Source organism: Streptomyces sp. NPDC001709, from assembly GCF_053596375.1.
In genome coordinates this window covers 206,955-224,925 of sequence record NZ_JBSFGB010000012.1, presented here as the reverse complement: position 1 = coordinate 224,925, position 17,971 = coordinate 206,955, and the positions used below count along the sequence as shown (strand labels likewise).

General features: G+C 68.7%; 20 protein-coding genes. All 20 read right to left on the bottom strand.

The window, feature by feature from the left end:
• Positions 1-59: 59 nt before the first annotated feature.
• The gene (locus ACWC0C_RS19885; protein ID WP_450865087.1) at positions 60-818 is read right to left on the bottom strand and encodes a hypothetical protein; all 759 of its coding nucleotides are present in this window, start codon (positions 816-818) and stop codon (positions 60-62) included.
• A gap of 343 nt (positions 819-1,161) precedes the next feature.
• Positions 1,162-1,740: a hypothetical protein gene (locus tag ACWC0C_RS19880; protein ID WP_450865086.1), complete on the bottom strand. Its 579-nt coding sequence runs from the start codon at positions 1,738-1,740 to the stop codon at positions 1,162-1,164.
• 266 nt (positions 1,741-2,006) lie between these two features.
• Positions 2,007-2,666: a hypothetical protein gene (locus ACWC0C_RS19875; RefSeq protein WP_450865085.1), complete on the bottom strand. Its 660-nt coding sequence runs from the start codon at positions 2,664-2,666 to the stop codon at positions 2,007-2,009.
• A gap of 388 nt (positions 2,667-3,054) precedes the next feature.
• The gene (locus ACWC0C_RS19870) at positions 3,055-3,597 is read right to left on the bottom strand and encodes a hypothetical protein (RefSeq protein ID WP_450865084.1); all 543 of its coding nucleotides are present in this window, start codon (positions 3,595-3,597) and stop codon (positions 3,055-3,057) included.
• 163 nt (positions 3,598-3,760) lie between these two features.
• Positions 3,761-4,120: a hypothetical protein gene (locus tag ACWC0C_RS19865; protein WP_450865083.1), complete on the bottom strand. Its 360-nt coding sequence runs from the start codon at positions 4,118-4,120 to the stop codon at positions 3,761-3,763.
• 224 nt (positions 4,121-4,344) lie between these two features.
• Positions 4,345-5,091, bottom strand: a complete 747-nt coding sequence (locus ACWC0C_RS19860) for a hypothetical protein (protein WP_450865082.1) — start codon at positions 5,089-5,091, stop codon at positions 4,345-4,347.
• A 149-nt stretch (positions 5,092-5,240) separates the two neighbouring features.
• Positions 5,241-5,762 carry an NADAR family protein gene (locus tag ACWC0C_RS19855; protein WP_450865081.1) on the bottom strand — a complete coding sequence of 174 codons (522 nt, stop codon included), beginning with the start codon at positions 5,760-5,762 and terminating at the stop codon, positions 5,241-5,243.
• A 538-nt stretch (positions 5,763-6,300) separates the two neighbouring features.
• Positions 6,301-7,002 carry a hypothetical protein gene (locus ACWC0C_RS19850; RefSeq protein WP_450865080.1) on the bottom strand — a complete coding sequence of 234 codons (702 nt, stop codon included), beginning with the start codon at positions 7,000-7,002 and terminating at the stop codon, positions 6,301-6,303.
• Between the two features lie 205 nt (positions 7,003-7,207).
• Positions 7,208-7,894, bottom strand: a complete 687-nt coding sequence (locus tag ACWC0C_RS19845) for a hypothetical protein (RefSeq protein WP_450865079.1) — start codon at positions 7,892-7,894, stop codon at positions 7,208-7,210.
• Between the two features lie 417 nt (positions 7,895-8,311).
• Positions 8,312-8,890, bottom strand: coding sequence for a hypothetical protein (locus tag ACWC0C_RS19840; RefSeq protein ID WP_450865078.1), 579 nt, complete (start codon positions 8,888-8,890; stop codon positions 8,312-8,314).
• Between the two features lie 774 nt (positions 8,891-9,664).
• Positions 9,665-10,474 (bottom strand): hypothetical protein, encoded by an 810-nt coding sequence (locus ACWC0C_RS19835; RefSeq protein WP_450865077.1) that lies wholly within the window; start codon positions 10,472-10,474, stop codon positions 9,665-9,667.
• 122 nt (positions 10,475-10,596) lie between these two features.
• Positions 10,597-11,262: a hypothetical protein gene (locus ACWC0C_RS19830; protein ID WP_450865076.1), complete on the bottom strand. Its 666-nt coding sequence runs from the start codon at positions 11,260-11,262 to the stop codon at positions 10,597-10,599.
• Between the two features lie 125 nt (positions 11,263-11,387).
• A complete protein-coding gene (locus tag ACWC0C_RS19825) occupies positions 11,388-11,942 on the bottom strand; it encodes a hypothetical protein (protein ID WP_450865075.1) in 555 nt (184 codons plus the stop codon).
• Between the two features lie 223 nt (positions 11,943-12,165).
• Positions 12,166-12,978 (bottom strand): hypothetical protein, encoded by an 813-nt coding sequence (locus ACWC0C_RS19820; protein WP_450865074.1) that lies wholly within the window; start codon positions 12,976-12,978, stop codon positions 12,166-12,168.
• Positions 12,979-13,128: 150 nt separating this feature from the next.
• Complete coding sequence (locus ACWC0C_RS19815) at positions 13,129-13,869, bottom strand: hypothetical protein (protein WP_450865073.1); 741 nt, start codon at positions 13,867-13,869, stop codon at positions 13,129-13,131.
• Positions 13,870-14,039: 170 nt separating this feature from the next.
• Positions 14,040-14,957 (bottom strand): hypothetical protein, encoded by a 918-nt coding sequence (locus ACWC0C_RS19810; protein WP_450865072.1) that lies wholly within the window; start codon positions 14,955-14,957, stop codon positions 14,040-14,042.
• Positions 14,958-15,113: 156 nt separating this feature from the next.
• The gene (locus ACWC0C_RS19805; RefSeq protein ID WP_450865071.1) at positions 15,114-15,644 is read right to left on the bottom strand and encodes a hypothetical protein; all 531 of its coding nucleotides are present in this window, start codon (positions 15,642-15,644) and stop codon (positions 15,114-15,116) included.
• A 98-nt stretch (positions 15,645-15,742) separates the two neighbouring features.
• On the bottom strand, positions 15,743-16,192 hold the full coding sequence (locus ACWC0C_RS19800) for a hypothetical protein (protein WP_450865070.1): 450 nt from the start codon (positions 16,190-16,192) through the stop codon (positions 15,743-15,745).
• A 325-nt stretch (positions 16,193-16,517) separates the two neighbouring features.
• The gene (locus tag ACWC0C_RS19795; RefSeq protein ID WP_450865069.1) at positions 16,518-17,303 is read right to left on the bottom strand and encodes a hypothetical protein; all 786 of its coding nucleotides are present in this window, start codon (positions 17,301-17,303) and stop codon (positions 16,518-16,520) included.
• A 203-nt stretch (positions 17,304-17,506) separates the two neighbouring features.
• Positions 17,507-17,938, bottom strand: a complete 432-nt coding sequence (locus ACWC0C_RS19790) for a hypothetical protein (RefSeq protein WP_450865068.1) — start codon at positions 17,936-17,938, stop codon at positions 17,507-17,509.
• Positions 17,939-17,971: the final 33 nt, after the last annotated feature.

The following is a 17,971-nucleotide window of genomic DNA, read 5'->3' as shown; positions in this document are numbered from 1 at the left end:
CTCCAGGCGGCCCGCGCCCGGCCGGCAACTCCGGCGGGCGCGGGCGGCCCAGGCATCTGTCAGGCGAGGTTCGCGGCGGCCAGCACCAGGGAACCGAGGGCGGCGAACACGTAGGCGTCACCGTGGCCGTATCCGGCTTTGAGGCCGTGGGCTCGGGCGTTGGCTAGATGCGCCATGCCCCGGATGCTGTCGTCGTCGTCCATGTCGCCGTACTTCGCCTCCGCTGTCTGGATCACGTCCGCGATGAGGTCGGACAGGTCGGCGGCGGTGCGCATCTCCCACCGGGCGGGGATCTGCACGACCGTCCCGAACGTGGCGGGCGCCCACGTGGCAAGCTGCACCCGGACAGTCTCGATCAGCGCCGCTTCGCTGATCTTGCGCTGGTCGTCGTTGAACGGGTCCAGCTCGAAGCGGCCCTCGTAGCCATCACGCAGGTAGGCGCGGGCGACGATGAGCGAGTACAGGGCTCCCAACAGGTGGGTGTCACCGCGCCCGTGGGCCGCGTACAGGCCGTCGGCGTGCGCGTTGAACAGGTGCGCGATACCCCACGCCTCGGCGTCTCCTTCCGCCTCCACGCCCCAGACGCGGACACGCTCGGCCACATCGGCGATGAGCCGGGAAACGCTGTCGGCTGGCGCGGCGGCGATCGCCTCCGGAGCGGGGACGGTGATCCCGAGCTCGGCAGTCACCCAGGTCCGCAGCTGCACCCGGATCGCTTCGGCCAGTGCCTCCGCGTCCAGGACCGGCTTCGGGTGCTGGTAGGTGCTCATCCCTGCCGCGATGCCGTCGGCGACGTAGGTGCTGATGGTCTCGGACATAGAGTGATCTCCATTCGTCAGGTTTCCGATACCCGGTCGGACACGGAAGCCGGTTTGGGGCGGCAGCGCAGTTCGCACCCGCCATTGCCTGCAAACTATGTTTTCTATTAATCCCATTCAATGGCAGGCGCGGACAGCATCGGGAAAGGCGCAGCGCGCAGGTCGCGCAGGGGGGAGCGGGACGACACGGGTGCGGCGGGATACCGCACCCGTGAGCGTTGACTGACCAGGAGGACCGGGGGTGGGGAGGCTCAGCCTGCGCTGCGCACGTCATGCAGGGTCACGCGGCACGCGGGGCGCCGCCGTGACCGAGGCCGGGTGACGTTGGCGGCTGCACGGGCCGTCACGCACCCGGTTGCACGACGCCAGCAAAGGGGCGCGGCGCAGTGTAGGGGCGCAGAAGGCGTTCGCTGTGGTCCTCGTCTTCGGCTTCCCACCGCTCGGGTCGGGCCTCACCGGACAGCAGCAGGCACGGAATGTCGCCCTCGTCGTCCTGGTCGTTGCGCAGGTCTTCGGGGAAGTTGTCGAAGTCTCCCCCGCCCAGGCGCAGGGTCCGCAGGAGGTGACGGACCTGGAAGACGTCGGCCGGCTCGTGACTACCCCATAGAGCGCGCAGCGGGTGCGCGCCAGGCAGCGGCGGGAGGGGATCGGCCTCCGTGAAGTCCGTCAGTATCCGGCCCCCGGCGTCACGGATGCTGTCGGGGAAGAGGTCCGTGGCCGTGTCGCGTTCATGGTCGATCCACAGGACAAGGTAGGCAGCCTGGGGGAACTGGACGCGCAGAGTGTCCGCGATGAGACGGGCCACGCCTTGCGCGGCAGCACGCTGGGCACGGACAGCCTCCATCCAAGAGACGATATCGATAGCGTCGGCGCCGGGTACGGCCCGGGCGCTGGTCTGGCCGGCGGGGTGATGCAGCTTCATTAGGGCAGGTTCCTTTCCATGACGGGAAGTACAGACATATGCGGGAGGGGCGCAACGAGGAACCGCGCACCAGAACCGCAGGCTCCGGTGCCGTAGATGGCGGCGCGGGCACCTTCGGTGATACACAGGCACAGGTCCGCGAGCTGGACGCCAGAGCCTGACGGCAGCCGCGGCGATGCCGCGGGGCCGCCGCCTGTCAGCGGCAGGTGATGGCAGCGAGAATCTCGACCGCGCGGGCCATCGCGGGCCGGGCGGCGAGTGCTGTCTTAGAGCAGCGTGGCCCGCTCGTCCTCCGCCCACTTCGGCGGGAAGAGTTCGGTCAGGGCCTCAAGGGCCGCAGTTGTCTCGGGGTCGTCGCCGAGGTCGAAGGTGCAAAGCTCGGTGCCGTCCTCGGCTATGAGACGGACGTCCGCGTTGTCCCAAACCGGCCCGCGCTTGCCGTCCACGGCCCAAAACTGTGCGATAGCCGGGACCGCGGGATAGACCGGGTGCAGGTAGGCCGGGTGGCGGCGGATGTTGTCGGCGAGGATTTCTTCCCACGCGGCCTCGGCGGAATCCCGCGTCTGCCTCCACCGCTTCATGAGATCCTCCGCCGTACGGTGGGACGTCATGTTCCATGGGCAATCGCCCGCGTCCGTGAAGTGGGCGCCGATGACGACGGGCGCGACCGTTGAGCACCGGTTGGTGCTCACGTTGGTGATCAGGATCATGCGCGGGTCGTCCGGGCAGAACCCGGCGTAGATGAACGCGGGCGCCGATCCCGGGTCGTGGCTCATGGTGTCCGCGGGGAAGCTCACACGGTCACCCGGACGGATGCGCTCGCCGTCCACGTCCACCAGAGCCCGCACCCCGGCCGTGACTGGCTGTCCCTTAGGGCCGTCCGTGCCCGATTGCAAAGCCGTCCACTGCGCCTGGTGAGTGCTCATGTGCACTGATCTCCTTTAGTGATTGGGGCCGCCCCCGGATGGGGCAGCCCTGGCTCCCCGGCCCGGCTCGAACGAGCTGCCCAGCCGTCGGCCGCTCGGGCGGGGGGCGGAGTTGAGGTCAGAACGGGGCGCCGTCGTAGGGGCGCACGAGGTACAGGCAGCCGTCGTGCACGTCCAGGCGCTGGCCGTCGGACAGGTCGAACGCGGAGTGGTCGGCGGTGTACAAGCGGTGTCCTCTCATCTCGTGTACGCCCGGCTGTTCGCTGCACAGGCCGTGGGGCGCCGACGACCCGGGGCCAGCCCCGGCCGCCATGACCGAGCGCCGGGGCGGAGCGGCGGGGGAATTTGGCCACCCCGTCCCTGGAGCGCCGCCTGCGGTGCAGGTGACTCACGCGCCGGTCTCGCGCTGTTTGGGAACGACCAGGTGGAGAACGTTGCCCCTGAACTCCAGCGCCGTGAACGTCTCGCCGCCGGACAGGTCCACGTCGGGGTAGGCGGCGGCCGGGTCGAGGATCTCGTACTCACAGGCCCGGCAGACGTACGCGCCCTTTCCGGTGAGGGCCAGGGTGCCGATCTTCTTGCAGTCGGGGTCGGGACAGTGCATGGGCTGGGGGCGGCCGGGCGCGGCGGGGATGACGGGCCGCTCGATGGTGAAGCGGACGGGCCAGTCGGCGCGGCGTCCGAACTTCGCGCGGGCGTAGTCGTGGGCGACGGTGATCAGGTCGTCGTGGATGCGGCGGTGCATGGTCGGCGCGAGCGGGGTGGTGACGCGTCCCTTGGTGTCGAAGCCGAGGAAGAGCGTGAGCTTGGACCGGCCGCCGTTGTTGATGAAGTGGAGGGCCTGGGTGCCGGTGTGGCCGCGGTCGTCGGTGTCGAACAACTCGACGGCCAGGGCGGCGGCGCGCTCGGGGTCGGGCTGGAGACGGGGCATGAGAGTGTCCTTTTCGGTACGGCTGAGCTGGGCGGTGCTGCGGGATGGGGCGCGGCAGGAATGCCGCGCTCCTTGGGAGTGGCAGATAGTGAGTCACCTGCAAACTATGTTGCTGACTATGTCCATTCAATGCGCGGCGGGAAACGCCGGGCGTGGTGGGAGATCAGCGGTGCATGCGGCCAAACATCACGTCGGCCACCGAGTGGGAGTGGTCGCCGCCCCCTGAGCCGGGGAGGCTGCCGTAGACGACGCCTTCGCCGGGGCCACGGTCGTGCTGTGGCCTGGTCGCGAGCCCGGCCGACACGAGCGAGTCGCGTAGCCCCGCCAACTCGTAATTGCGCAGCGTACGCAGAGCTCGCGCGGTCACCTCGGCGTGGTCGGTACACGAACCCAGCCCGAGACCGCTGGTAGCGGTGACGACACCACCGGCCTGCCCATCACCGCCGGCGATCTCGCACGCGATGCACGGCATCCGGAAAGAGCTCGCTATCTCCTCGAAGCAAGTGGCGAACTGCCCAGTCATCGAAGCACTCCTGTTCTGAACTTGGATAAGTGCGCTGTGGGGCCCGGACGATTGGCCCCCCGCGACCCCGGCCACACCAGCTCGCAGACATAGGCCACAACCGAATCTCCTGCCCGTCTTCCTCAAACCGGAGCCAGGGGCCGAGTACAAATTGAGCCTCCGTCCCGGCGGCACCTCAGGGCTGCCGTCCAGTAACGGACCGGAGCAGAGAGTCCGAACGCCCGTCAACTCTGCACGACCTCGCTCACGCGGCCGTGGCAGGTCACCGAACAGTCGGGCTCGGCATAGCGAGCGGCAAGTGCTGACCCGCCCCAATCCTCAGTCTTCACCGATTGCACCAGATGCCCCAAGGGACAAAGGACGAGTACGCGGCCATAGGAGGTTGGCCGGATCACCGGGCGTCCCGTATGAGGCTGCACGTCGACCGTGCGACGTCCCGGGAACAGCGGCGCGTGGATCTGGTCGTGCACCTCACCCGCGCGGCTTTCACCGATCCCGTACAGAGCGAATTCCGCCTCTGCCTCAGCCAGGCGCTGATGTGCCTGGGTTGCGGCCGACCGCGCCCTGTAAACCTCTGCCAAGGCATGGGCGGCGGAACGCTCGCGCGAAAAGAGCAGCAACGGTGCTAGGTCACTGCGGTGGTCTTCCACGATCTTCGCCGCTGCCAGCTCTGCCTGCGGGCGAGTCTTTCTGACCGACTCAAGCCAGTTGTCCTGATCGCACCTGGAGCTAACCAACTTCCATTCGTCACCGTCGCATTGGCGGAACAAGACGTTGAAGACGAGGGGGATCCGGTAGCGGGTACTTACCCGCACGGCGACACGAGGCACCAAAGCGTGGTTCTCGACCTCGGCCAGTGCGGGCCTCAGCGTGAACTGCGCTTCGCGACCTGCCACGGAGCCAGCGATGCGCAGCTCCGGCGGAAACGCCGAGTGATCGTAGTCCAGGGCTTCTGTCTTTGAGAGAGTCACTGAAGGCTCCGTCATGGGTAGTAGGGCGTGGTTGTACGTCGGTAAGCGGCGGGGCGCGGGACGCCAGCACAGCCGGCCGTGGGGGCGAGCGCCGGGCGGATGAGAGACCGCTGCGGGCCCCAACACGCGGACGAAGCCGGCTGGCGGTGTCATGCCGCGCGGGCGGCTTCGGCTCTCAGCCGTTCACGGGTCTGTGTCAGGGCGAAGCCCAGCAGGTTCAGGCCCCGCCAGCGCGCCGGATCGGTGCAGCACGGGTCCTCTGCCGCTCGGCCGATCCCCCAGATGCGGTCGTAGCGGCTGGCCTCCACGAGCAGGGCGTCGCCCGTGCTGAGCAGGAAGTCCCGCAGGTCGGGGTGCTGGGTGAACTTCAGGTGGGTGCCCGTCAGGACGATGCCGTAGCGTTCACGGATCCATACCTGCTCGTTGAACCCCCGGACTCCTCGTCCGGCCCGTTTGGCCGCCACGGGGGAGGCGTCGGCGAGCACTGCGCGTTCAGCGTCTGTGTCTCCGAACAGCCGGGCTTTGGCCGCCATCATCCAGTGCTCGGCGGTCGCGTAGCGCACCCCGTCGTGCGTGAACGCGGCTGGCCACCACTGACTCAGACAGCCGGGTCCCGGCGTGCCGTCGGATTGTTCCCGGTGCCCGTAGAAGGGCAGAACACTCGGACGCACGTCCGTGCACCAGCGCACATCCCCCGCTTGCTCCGGAAGCCGCCCGTTCCAGGACCTCATACATCCTCCCCAAATCGTGCCGAAAAAGGCGGGAACCGTCACTGATATGAGCGTCGGGCGGAGCGGCGGAAGCACTCATGGCCCAACACAGGCAAACTATGCTTTCAAGAATCCAGATTCAATACAGGACGTCGAGGGCGGGCTGGTGGAGCGGGCTGCTGGGAGCGGAATGTAGGAGCCCGCTCCGCCGGAAGGGTGGCTACCGACGTAAGGAACCGGCGGGTGCCTTGGGTGCACGTGGTGGTGGAGCGTCGGGGGCGGCCGGCCGGGGCGTCAGCCGCTCATGCACTGGCATCGGGTCAGGCGGTCCCAGGGCACGCGCGGGTGCTGGTGGACGGTCTTCCCGTCGGCGAGGGCGTTCGTGGGCTATCTCGGCGTCGACATCCCTCAGAGGCGCCTGGGATGCGTCCGATGACATGGTCGCGCCCTGTCTGGTCACGCGGCCGGGGAGCGGTGGGCGCTCCCCGGCGGGCGGCTGTCAGGCGGACGGGCGCAGGTCGCGCACCGGCACGTCCTCGGGCGGCTCGCTCTGCCACACCACGTAGGCGGTCTTGACCTCGTCCACGTCGCGCCATAGATCGACGACGGTTCCCCGTACGGCGGGCCGGTGAGGCATCGCCACCGTGTCGCCGTGTGCGAAGCCGTACATGTCCCGATTGGATTGCGCAGTGTCCGCGTCGACGTGCCGGACCATGCTCGTGGGCAGAGTGACGGGGAACACGTCGCCGTCGAAGCGGACCGTCACCGCGCCGTCGACGGCGCCGGTCACGGTGCCGTGCTGCTCGAACCGGCGGGAAAGCGTCTCGTGGTGCGGGCGCCGTTCGGCGATCCGCTCAACGCGGTCACCGGCGGCGTACGTCGCCGGGGCCAGCCCCGCAGGGACGACCAGCGCCAGGTCGTGGCCCATCCACTGGAACAGCATGCCGTCCAGGGTGAACAGGTCGCGGTACCGGTGGTGCCGTGCGGGCAGCGCGCGAAAGCAGACCTCCCCCACGCGGGCGGTCGGCATCCAGCGACGACCGGGTAGCTCGTCAAAGTAGCCAATGACGAGATCACCACCACGGACCATGTCCGCACGCGCCACCCGCACATCCCCTGGGGCGACCCCCTCTGGCAGCGGGCCGAGGTCCTCCCGGCCGATCACGACGTTCCACAACGGCAGGGACACAGCGGCGGTCACGACGGGCAGAGCAACACTCACAACAGAATTCCTCTCGCATGCAAGACGGGGTGCGACCGAATGCCGCACTCCTCGGGAAGGGCTGTGGGGCGGGGACGGCGGGAGTACGCCACGCCAACGGATGCGGCCAGGCCGCGCAGAGACAGCCAGCGGCAGAACAAGGGGCCGGGGGGCCGGGGCTGCGGGCCCCAGCCCCTGGGGCGGGTCAACCCTTCCAGAGCATCCGTCGGCCGCCGAAGAGGTAAGGCTCGGCGCCGGTGTCGTCCAGGACGTGCGCGTCTCGGGCGGCGTAGCCGTATCCCCATGCGGCGGCGAGCTGCTTGGCAGCGTCGATGGCTTGCTCGTCGGAGGTGAAGTCCGTGTACTTCTCGGACGTGAGGGTGGCGCGGCTCTCACCGTTGCGGCCCTGAACCTCGTAGCTATAGCTGACCTTCGCGTCCAGGGAGACCGGAGCGAAGCGGACCCAGAACGAGGGCATGTGGCTGCGGTCGGCCCAGCGGACCTCCCCGCGGACGACCTTGCGGGCCTCGTCGCGGGCGTCCTCGAACCGCGCGAACGGATCGGCGATCCGGTGGCCGTCGGTGAAGACGTAGAACTTGCCAGGGACGGCGGTCGGGGCCCACGCGAGGTGCGTGGCGACGATCGCGTCGCTGTGGATCTCCTCGGTGCCGGAGAAGAGCCCAGCCTCGCCGAGGTGGACCGCGCCACCGAAGGGGTGGGCGTAGTCGCCCAGGATCTGCGCCATAGGCGCCCGGCTGCTGGTCGTGATCCGGACAGGCATCAGCTTCCCGGCGACGCGCATGTCCCGTGCGACCTCGGAGTGCGCGATCCGCATGAGGACGGTGTCCCCCGGCCTGACGATCGTCTTTCGGCCCAGAAGAGAAACAGACATTGATGCCTCCCGGTGTTGTCCCGATGTGATGCGGCGGGTTCACTGCGGTGCTTCCCGCATTCCCTCGCTGCACCTGCAAACTATGATGTTGATTAACTTCATTCAATAAATGCACGAGATTCCGTGAGAGCGCATCACGCAGGTCAGAGGGCCGGGCGTACGGCGGGAAGGCGGCAGGTGACCCGCCCGGCCACCCCCTCCCCTTCTTGCTGCCTCGCTCTCCCCACCCGCCAGCCATGCGCCGGCGCCGCACCCCCCAGTCGGCAACAGAAGCCGAGTCCACGGTCCGGGAAGGCGTAGCCGCGGTGAGGAACGACGGGCGCGTCGCTCATAGCGCCAGCATCGGAGAATCGGCCGCAAGGGGGCCGTTAGGGGCCGCCCGCCCGAATCGGCAGGCGGCGCGAGTCGGATTCAGATTCAGCGGTCGAGGACGTAGTCGACCGGGACGTCCACTCGCAGTAGGGGGTGCAGGACCATGCGCGCGTTGGTGGCGCCATCTGTGCGGCCTTCCGGACAGAAGAACGTCTCCACGATGGGTGGGTGCGCGGGGATGTGGCCAAGGTGTGTTCTGATACCCGCGGTGAGTGTGGCCGTGATGCTCCTGCCGCCAGTGTCACTGCGGCAGAGCACGCGGATGTGCGGCGAGCCAGTCTCAAGGGCGGTCAGTTCCTCGGGCGCGCCGGCGGCGGCGTGGTAAGCGCGGGCCGCCGCGCGGATGCCGTCGGCGGTGACGGGCATGTGGGCACCGTCCATGCGCGCAGCGTGCGGGGCGACAGTCAGGATCACTGCGCGCGCCCGGCTCACCGTGGCGCGCGCCGTGTCGTGGGATGCCTTGCGGCTGGCGTCGTTGTCGGCGACGCGCAGCAACTCCCAAGCCTCCTCTGCGTCGTCGCCGGCTGCGCGCAGCTCGGGATGGAGGCGGGTGGGGGCGGCCAGGGGCAGCACCTCCAGGTGGCATGCCAGGGTGTGCAGGGCACGCGGAGACAGGTCGAGCACGGCTTCTTGGGCGGCTTGGTGCGCCGCCAGGGCGGCGAAGAGCGGCGCAGCAGCGACGGGGGGCCTCGAGGCTGCGATGGCCTCACGGATCAGGGGATACAGCCCAGGCCGGGGCGGCTTCACACAGGATACGAACGCGGCCCGCAGCGCCTCGTCGGTCGGCTCCTCAGTGTGCTTCTCGGCCCACCACTGCCCGGCCCACCCCGCCGCTCGACGACGGGCCTTGTCCTCGTCAGTTACTCGCTGGCGGACACTTTCACAGCCGGTACAGGCCGGGGCAGGGGCGGTGTACTCACTCACGGAACCTCTCCTGATGGTGGTCGGCGGGGGCAGGCGCACGGGGCAGACAAGGCGGGCTACCCCGCGAGATGGGGGCAGGGAGGGGTACTCCCTGGTGTGATCGCCAGAGGACACCGCCGGGGTGCTCGTCGATGCCGCCTGGGCGTGCATCACCTTCCTGCCCTCTGCACCCAATGCACGGAAGGCATCGGCATAGCTGTCGAGCGCCTCGTTGCGTGCGGGTGTGTTCTTCGCGGGGTGGGTTCAGGGGCAGAGAGGCAGGGACAGCAGCGTGGCTCCAGTTGAGGTGCTCGGTGTGGTCGGGTTGGCCTGGGGGAGGAGCGGGATCCCCTCCCCTCCCCCAGGCAGCCGGTGGGTGCGTCTACGCCATGGGCTCGGTCGGGTCGAGCGCCTAGACACCGGAGCAGGGAGCCTTACCCCAGACGGCTTGTAGGCTGCCCAGTTGGGCCTCGCTGCCTTGCCGCAAGGTGCTCCTTACGCATTCGGACTGATGAACTCGGGCTCGTCGCCTTCTGGCTGGTATCCGCGCCCAACCACATCGGTCCAGGAGTAGCCGCCCGGTCCGCGGGCGGTGTCGATGCAGAGGCGGTCCGGGTCGAAGCCAAGGCTTACGGTGCCGCGCACTCGCACCGTGTAACCGGTCCCGCTCCACTGGTCGAGCAGGAGTAGTTCGGGGTCGGTCCACTGGACCGTGACCTCGGGCGCATGATCCTTGAAGCGCACCGTGCACACGGCGTCGTATACGGGCTTGATATCGCCGCGCCACAGGACGTGCAGACTGCCGCCGCAGCTGGCATTCGCCACCAGCTCCCGCAAGGCCACGCAGTTGTCCCAGAAGTCGACGCCTGCCGCGGCCGCCAGGGCGCGCGCGGCGCTGCTTAGCTGCTCGTCGGAGAACTTCCACGTGCCGGACTCGGCATGGGCGTCGAGCCGGTAGCGGAACAGCTTCGAGCCGGTCCCACGCATCAGGTCGCGGATCGGGTCGGACTCGTCGCGCTCTTCGATCGCTTCGCGCACCTGCTCCAGCGCGCCGTGTTCGTCCAGGAAGCCACGGGCTTCCTTGTCCAGCAGGCTGTCCAGGACGGCGTTAACGCCGTGCCACCTGTTCTCGCTCACCCAGTCCTCGTCCAGGACCTCCTCATCACCGGCGAGCAGCTTGCGGATCTGGTCGTCGGTCAGACGGTCACCGCGGTCGACATAGACCAGTTCGTACTTCTTGTCAAGGTGAGAGACGGTCAGTGCGACCGCAGCCTGCGCGAGATCGGTCATCAAAACCTCGGCCATGGGATTCCCTTTCCTTGATCCATCCAGACGGCTGCAAACTATGCAAATGGCGATCTGCATTCAATATGTGATCCTCAGAGCCTGTATGGGCGTCAAGGCTGCCTACGGGCCGGGATGGGGTGTCAGAGCAGGCCGAGGGTGGGCAGGAGCAGTCCGTCGCCGCCGTGGAGGAGGATCGCGTCGTGGGGGTGATCCGGGTCGTGGTGCCAGGCGCGCAACATGTCGGGGTCGTCGCGGGTCGCTTGGGTGAGTTCGACGCGCATCCGGTCGCGCCAGCCCAACAGGTTGCGGCGCAGGTCCGGATCGAGGACGACCACGCGGATTCCGCCGGCGTAGACGAGTTCGTCGCCTGCCCGGACCTGTTCCAGCAGGCTGAGTTCGACGAACTTGAGGGCGGTCAGGTAGTGGCCGAAGCGTTGGATACGCCGCCAGTAGGCGGTGGTAGTCCGGTTCGATGCACCAACCCGGCCAGTGCGGTAGAGCCTGCGGATCTGACGTTCGTTGTCGAAATATTCGGCGCGGCGGGCGGAGCGCTGGCCCGGCAGAGCGAGGAGTTCCGTCACCTGGATGCGAACCGTGGGGCGGGGCCAGGAAGTGTCGGTCATCAGGGCGACTTCGACGTTGTCGGGCGCCGCGTACACCTTGCGTACGGTGCCCTTTTGCCGGTAGGGGGCTGTGACGTGTCGGCCGTTCCACGGGGAGGCGGGGATCTCCACCAGGTTGGGGCGCACCGGGTCGAGTTCAGACGTGCGGTGGCCGGGTGCCGGTAAGGGTGCGTCGGGCGGCATACAAAATCCTCCGATGGGGCGTTTTGGCCTGCGGGCCGGTTGGCTAAAGACGGCGCGGGCCGCGCCTGGTGCCGGTTGGCCAAGGGCGCGGCCCGCAGGGGCTCGGACGAGGGCGCGCGGTGCGGCTATTCGTCGTCCTCGTCGCTGCGCTGGGGCAGTTGCAGCCGGACCTCGCCGCCGTTGAGGTCCTGCCACTGGACGGTGCCGGATGCGTTCAGTTCGAGGAGCGCCTCGTGGAGGGCGTCACCGGTGACCACGATGACAGTGGCGGGCTGCTGCCCGGCCTCCCCCTCGACCGGGCCTGTATTGAGGAAGGCGGTGTCGCTGAGGAAGCGGCGGGCGGCTTCCTGGGTGTGGTGGGCCTCGACCTGGTTCAGACCGGACTGGAGGGACTTGGACTGTTTGAGCCACCGTGCGTTGCTGTTTCGGGCGTCCATCAGGCGGTCGATAACCCGGTCGTCGCCGTATGCGCTGTTTCCGTTGTCATCGAGGAGGAGGGCCCGGTTGTAGATGGTGAACAGGGCCCGGGTGGCGATGAACGCGTCGTGGTGCTGGGTGTCGAGGTCGAGGGGCCGGTTACTTGCGAGGTCGGCCAGTCGTTCGCAGGCGGCACTGAACGCGGCGTGGGCGCTCTTGGCGTAGGTACGTGCGATGGTGGCGGGGTTCGGAGTGGCGGTCATGAAGGGGGCTTTCCTGTGAGATGTGGGGAGGCCGCCGCCCTGGCGCCGGCGCGGGCGGCAGAGCGGCGACCGGATGAACGGTCAGAAGGTGCAGATGCGGCGGCGCGGTGGTCCTGGCATGCGGTGGCGCGGTGCTCGGCCAATGGATTCGGGTTCTCCAGCAACACGCAAACTATGTACGCAGCGCCCACCATTCAATTGGATGCCGTGATTCGCTACGTCGTCATCCGTGGTCACGGAGCAGCGCGGACGCCGTCTCTGGGCGGGTGATGCCCGCTGTCTCCTCGAAGCGCTCGATGAGGCGGGTTGCGGCTTCGATGACGGTGGGAGGCTCCACGTCCGGCATGTTCCCGGCCGCGCCGATCGCCTTGCATGTGGCGAGGATGTCCCGGCCGAGTTCGTCCCACTGCGGCCCGTCGACGTTGCGGAGGGCGAAGTAAGTGAATCCCCACATGTCGTGGATGCTCTTGTGCAGGCTATGCGCGGCTGCGCGATTCGGGACGGCGGCGTAGGCGGCAAACGCCATGCGGGTGCTGTCCGCGATGACGGTGGCCGTACGAGGGTAGATGAGGCGGTTTATGGGGTGTGTGCCTTCCGTCTGTGTGCCGGGGTTGCGCTCTTTGAGGGCCTTCTCGCACGTCTGGCAGCCGCAGGTCGCGATCATTGCTAGCGCGGTGGCGTTGCGGAAGGCGCCGAGTGCGTCCCCGATCAGCGCCAGGGCCGCATGACGGCTCTGGAGGCTGTCTGGCAGGTGGTCTTCCATCAGGTCGGCCAGCGCCTCGGCAACATCGATCAGCTTTGCGTAGAAGTCCCGTGCGGGCTCCGGCATTTGGTCCACCGAGCTGATTGTCAGCGGCTCTCCGCCGGTCGGGGCCTGCGCCAGCAGGGCGCGTACCTGACGGGCGAGGGGGTCCAGGGCGCTTCGGAACATGGTGTCTGCGTTCCGCTTCTGGAAGGCGTTCTGCCAGGCCTGGAGGGCAACTGTACGGTCAGGGATAGAGGTGGTCGGCATGTTGGCGGTGACGGGTTTGCTCATAGGGGTTCTGTCTCCTTGGCAGTGGCCCGGTGTGGAGGGGCCGGGGCGTGGTGAGCAGGGGCAGCTTGCGGAGCCGTACGGCTTTGAGAGCGGCCTGTGGGCGGATGACGGGCTGCGCGAGGCTGTCGGGGGCGCGTCAGGGCAGAGGGGTCACGCGGGCTTGGGATGGGAGGCGAGTGCGTCGCGTAGTGCGCTCGGGCCCTGGGTGTTGCCGATGTGGACGGCATTGACGATGCCGAGGACCAGGCGGGGGTCCTCTGTCCATTCGGCCTCGGTCCACATGGCGATCTCGTCCTCGCCGTCGCGCAGGTAGACGGAATCGGTGTCGAAGTCGACGTCGAAGCCAGGTTCGGTGCGGTACCAGCTGAGGAATTCCTGGGCGCGGGCCTGGGTGAAGCGGACGGTGAGGGTGCCGGTCTCGGTGAGCTCGCGGTCGATGCCGTCGGTGGCGCTGTCGGGCCATGAGGCAATGAGGGTGAGGAGTCGGCCTGCGGAGGGGCCGTCAGCGGCCAGGGTCATGGTGAGAGCGAGGGCCTGGTGGTCAAGGTCGGTTTCGATCCGGCAGCCGGGGACGGCACGGTGCAGCCGGCCGGTGAGCTGGGACCAGTCAGGTACAGCGTCCGAGAAGGCGTCGGCGTTGGCGTGGACCGTTGCCCGTCGTGCGGCGTAGTTGTCGAGCAGTTCCAGGGCTGCGGCGCGCAGGGCGTGATCTGTGATCTCGTCCAGAGCGCGGACGGTGAGTTCGGGGCTGCCCAAGTCGGTGCCGGAGTGGTAGCCGATCTCGCAGTCCCTGCCGTCACTGGCGCGCAGGGTCAGAACGGTCAAGTTCAGAGCGGCACTGAGGTGGATCGTCCAGCCGTCGGGCAGGGCACGGGCGTGAGCGGACGTCATAGGGGTGGCTCCTGAGTGTGGTCGCACTGGCGGGCGCTTGGGGCCGCGCGGTTGGCGTGGGGCGTCTTGGGAAGCAGGCGGGGGTCGTCCCCGGCCCCGGGGTCCGGGGCGGGGGATCGCTCGTCGGGTCGGCGTGTGCGGGTGCGCTGTTGGCCGGGTGGGCAACGCTGTCAGGCGACGGTGGCGCCCAGGGATTCCTTCAGGTCTGCGATGCGGTTCGCAGCCTCGGCCGTGCTCGTCGTGGACCAGTAGCCCACATCGATCTGTTCGCCATCGCAGTGCAGGGTCCAGCTCCACCCTTCATCCTCCGGGCAGAACACTTCGAGATGGAGTCGCTCAGAAATGGGCACCACGGCCACCCAGCAGGTGGAGCCGGTGTTGGCGGTGTCCGCCTCGACGCCGATCTCCCGCAGGCGGGCGGCCATGCGGGCAGCGAGCTCTGCCTCGCCGACGCGGCGGTCGGTGCCGTCGACGTCGACGGGAAGGCCAGAGTCGTTGCGGTACCAGTCGAGGAAGATGCGGGTGTGGCGGGCGTCCAGGGTGACGGTGAGGGTGGTCGTCGTATCGAGGTCGGCTGTGACGCCGTGGGGCAGCTCATCGTCCCCGGCCCGGGCGTAGGGTGGCCAGGCTGCAAGGAGGGTGAGGAGTCGGCCGGCGGCGGCTCCGGTAGCGGCGAGCATCAGGCTGAAGCGGCCGGTCTCGTCGGCGCGGTAGGCGTCGGTGTGGCAGTCGGGGACTGAGCGGCGCAGCCGGGCAGTGAGGGCATCGAAGTCAGGGATTGCCTGTCGAAGCGCGGCGGCGTCGGCCTGGGTGTGGGCGAGGCGTTCGAAGTAGCTGTTGAGGAGCGCTTGCGCGGCGTCCCGCAGGGACGGGGGGACCTTGTCCAGGGCGCGGTAGATGTGCAGGGCGGGGAGGCTTTCCAGGGCGCGCAGGATCGCGCGGGCGTCGGGGTGGACGGGTGGGGCGGTCTGCTCGTGGTAGTCGGTCTGGCAGAACTCGTCGGCGTCGTCGTAAAGGGTGAGGGCGATCAGGCCGAGGGCGGAACGGGTTTGGATCGTCCAGCCGTCGGGCAGGGCGTGGTCACTCATCGGGTGTTCTCCAGGGTGTTCGAAGGTGTGGGGAAGTGCGGGCGCTGGATGCTTCGGTCCGCCCGGGGAGCTAGGTGTTTGGTGCGGGGGCATGTGCCGAGGGGGCAGGCCGGGGGCGGGCAGTCGTGCCCGCTCCCCGGCCGGGCCTGGCGGGCGTCAGTGGTCTCCGGGGGCGTCCGGGTGCTCGGGGCACGGCCCGTAGGCACCGGGGCGGCCCGGGAGAGCGGGGTGCACGTGCCGGATGCCGGACAAGGAGCAGGCGGTTGCCGGGTCCTGGTCGCAGTGCGTCACGCAAGTGCAGGCATCATCGGGCAGGAGGGCCGTCCAATCCTTGAACTCGCCCTCATCGTGGAAGCCGCCGTGCCAGGGCGCCTCGGGAAGGCCGGTGCGCTCCCAGCCCACGGCACGCCAGATCCCGCGGTCGGGGTGACGCATGACGTGCTCGACGAGGAAGTAGCGGACGTCCTCGGGTGCGGTGAACCCGTCACCGAGGGCGTACGTCGAGCCGGGTACGAAGAAGTCCTCGGGGACCGCGCCAGTGCTGCGCACGAGGCGGTCCAGCAGGGTACGGGCGTGCAGCAGGTTCCTGCGGGCGGACAGCGGGGCGCCGTCCTGGTCATAGGTCTCGGCAAGGTCGATGGCGTTCTTGACCGGGGTGAGGTTGAAGAGGCCGGGCGCGCTGCTCAAGAGTTCTCCTGGAGGTCGGCAGCGAAATGCCGGGGTGCTGCTTGGAAGGGGGCAACGGCGGGGCCGGGCGTCGCCGTTGCCCCCTCCTGGACTTTGGGTCAGGCGAAGTGGCGTTCGGCGGCGGAGGGCGTCAGGTACAGGCCCGCGCGGGGCGCGTCCGTGTCGGGGCGGGCAAGCGGCTCGGTGAGGACTCGGCCCTGACGGGTCACCCACCACCCGCGGTCGACGGCCTGAGTGAACACCTGCGCACGGCCCCGCAGGATTCGCGAGACATGCCCGGTCGCGGGGTCGTAACGGACGTCCAGGAGGTATCCGGCAGTGATGAGCCAGCCGGTGAGGGCCTCGGCGTCCTCGACCGTGATGCCGAACGTGGAGGCGAGGGCTCCTTCGACCGCGTTGCGGCCGTGGAAGGCGTCCCAGGAGAAGGTGCCGCCCAGGTAGCGCATGGCCTCCTCGGGCGTGGGCAGCCCGGCCGGGGTGTAGGGGCTGGCGGGGCTGCCGCTCACTGGGCGGGAGTGGCTTTCGGAGGCGTGGGCGTCGACGGACATGTGGCATGTTCCCTTCGGGTGGTGGGTGGGCAGTACGACTAATAGCCGCAAACTATTTTCTCAATTGTCTTCATTCAATAGACGAGCAGGACTGGTCTCTTGATGTACTAGCGGGGGCTCCCCCTGTCTGTGGGGGACCCGGTTGCTGGTGCTGAGGCTGGGCCGGGAGCGGGCGACGATCTATCCAGTTCAATAGATTGGATGGGTCGGAGAGCCGCCCCGACTCCCCTCGGTCGCGGTCGGCTATGCGAACCGCTCGCAGGCGGGATGTACGCAGCTCTGGGGCTGGCGGGGCGGGGTCCGTGCCCCGCCCGAAAGCGGCTGGTCAGGGGGCAACGCGGTCAGCCTGGAAGCGCGCACATGCATCGTCGTAGAGGGCGGAGCCGTGTTCGCTCCGGAAATGGCCGCACTGCGCACACTCGCGATTGGCTAGGTAGGAGGGTGCGGGCCAGTAGAACCACACGGCGTGGCGGGTCGGATCGGTCATCGTGACCAGTCCGCCGGGGTATTTCAGGACCTCACCGCTGCGCTCCAGCGTCCAGGCCGCGAGTAGCCGAACGTAGGTCGGCGAGTGGTGGGGGGTGTCCCGGTTGAGGGTGACGTGTGATTTCCCGACGACGGCGGACAGGTATCCGCGGGGGTGGTCGCACTGCTCGGGCAGCACCACCGGGATCGGTTTGGCTTCCAGCGGGACGGTGGTCGCCCCCCGCCAGTCGAACACGCCTGGGCAGACGATCACCGAGCGCCGCTCACGTACGAGGTCCCAGTCAATTCGCCAGATGACTTCCAGTCCGTTGTAGGCGACCGCGCGGGCTACCGCCGCCTGCTCGTCGTCCTTCATGGGCAGGGGATGCATGGTGATGCGCACCGCGGTCTCGTCACCGGTGACCAGGAAGCCGCGTTTGCGGCCTCGTTCGGGCTGGTACCGGTCGATGCGGGTCGTCTCCAGGCCGGCGCGGCGCAGAGCGTCGGCGACCAGGCGCCGGGCGACCGCCCCCCGGCTGGCGGCATTCACCGGGCCCCAGGTGCAGATGCCTGCGGTGCGCTGGTGCTCCCAGTCTTCCTGGACGCGGGCCTGGGCAAGGCGACGGAGGGTATCAGTGTGAAGCATGGAAGTTGCGGCCTTCCTTGTCGCAGAAGCCACCCGTGAGACGAATGGGTGGGGGCGAGCGAACGTACTTGTGGTGTTGTCTGGGCCTGGCAACGAGGTGCGCAGCCGAGGTGAGCCGCGTGCCCACCTCAGCGTGGGGAGGGAGCGCCGTCACGGCTGCCGCTCCAGGGCATCAGGGCGGCCTGCAGGGCGTGGGACGGCTGCTAGGACGCGCGGGCATCGAGGGCCTGGAGCACGGCGGGAGACCGCCGTACGGCCTCCTGCGCCATGGCCCTCACCATGCGGATGCCGAGGACGTCAGCAACCCGGCGAACCGTTTCGTCGGAGAACATGCCCAGCTCGGGCCAATCGGCCTTTGCCGCGGTGAGTTGCTCGTCGGAAAGACGGTCGATGGTCCACGCCGATGGGGCGGGGCTGTCGATGACCCGGCGCTTGGACATCTCCTCGTCGATGACGCCGAAGTCCTTCACGATCGCCGCGGCAATGTCGTCACGCTGCTCCATCAGCTCAACGTCCCAAGCGATGCCCTTACCCTTCCGCTCGTCGGAGAGGTGCTGGTCCAGGCTGGCTTTGAAGGCCACGGTGTTCTCGCGGAGCCGGGCGAGCGGGCCGTTCAGGTCGGGCTTCTCGTGCACGGTGATGTCCTACCTTTCAGATGTGGGTCTGAT

Excerpts from the sequence above, each read along its gene's own strand:
- ACWC0C_RS19825 (WP_450865075.1), bottom strand. The coding sequence starts at position 11,942 with ATGACCGCCACTCCGAACCCCGCCACCATCGCACGTACCTACGCCAAG.
- ACWC0C_RS19845 (WP_450865079.1), bottom strand. The coding sequence starts at position 7,894 with ATGTCTGTTTCTCTTCTGGGCCGAAAGACGATCGTCAGGCCGGGGGAC.
- ACWC0C_RS19820 (WP_450865074.1), bottom strand. The coding sequence starts at position 12,978 with ATGAGCAAACCCGTCACCGCCAACATGCCGACCACCTCTATCCCTGAC.
- ACWC0C_RS19800 (WP_450865070.1), bottom strand. The coding sequence starts at position 16,192 with ATGTCCGTCGACGCCCACGCCTCCGAAAGCCACTCCCGCCCAGTGAGC.
- ACWC0C_RS19875 (WP_450865085.1), bottom strand. The coding sequence starts at position 2,666 with ATGAGCACTCACCAGGCGCAGTGGACGGCTTTGCAATCGGGCACGGAC.
- ACWC0C_RS19795 (WP_450865069.1), bottom strand. The coding sequence starts at position 17,303 with ATGCTTCACACTGATACCCTCCGTCGCCTTGCCCAGGCCCGCGTCCAG.
- ACWC0C_RS19830 (WP_450865076.1), bottom strand. The coding sequence starts at position 11,262 with ATGCCGCCCGACGCACCCTTACCGGCACCCGGCCACCGCACGTCTGAA.
- ACWC0C_RS19885 (WP_450865087.1), bottom strand. The coding sequence starts at position 818 with ATGTCCGAGACCATCAGCACCTACGTCGCCGACGGCATCGCGGCAGGG.
- ACWC0C_RS19870 (WP_450865084.1), bottom strand. The coding sequence starts at position 3,597 with ATGCCCCGTCTCCAGCCCGACCCCGAGCGCGCCGCCGCCCTGGCCGTC.
- ACWC0C_RS19815 (WP_450865073.1), bottom strand. The coding sequence starts at position 13,869 with ATGACGTCCGCTCACGCCCGTGCCCTGCCCGACGGCTGGACGATCCAC.
- ACWC0C_RS19880 (WP_450865086.1), bottom strand. The coding sequence starts at position 1,740 with ATGAAGCTGCATCACCCCGCCGGCCAGACCAGCGCCCGGGCCGTACCC.
- ACWC0C_RS19810 (WP_450865072.1), bottom strand. The coding sequence starts at position 14,957 with ATGAGTGACCACGCCCTGCCCGACGGCTGGACGATCCAAACCCGTTCC.
- ACWC0C_RS19835 (WP_450865077.1), bottom strand. The coding sequence starts at position 10,474 with ATGGCCGAGGTTTTGATGACCGATCTCGCGCAGGCTGCGGTCGCACTG.
- ACWC0C_RS19865 (WP_450865083.1), bottom strand. The coding sequence starts at position 4,120 with ATGACTGGGCAGTTCGCCACTTGCTTCGAGGAGATAGCGAGCTCTTTC.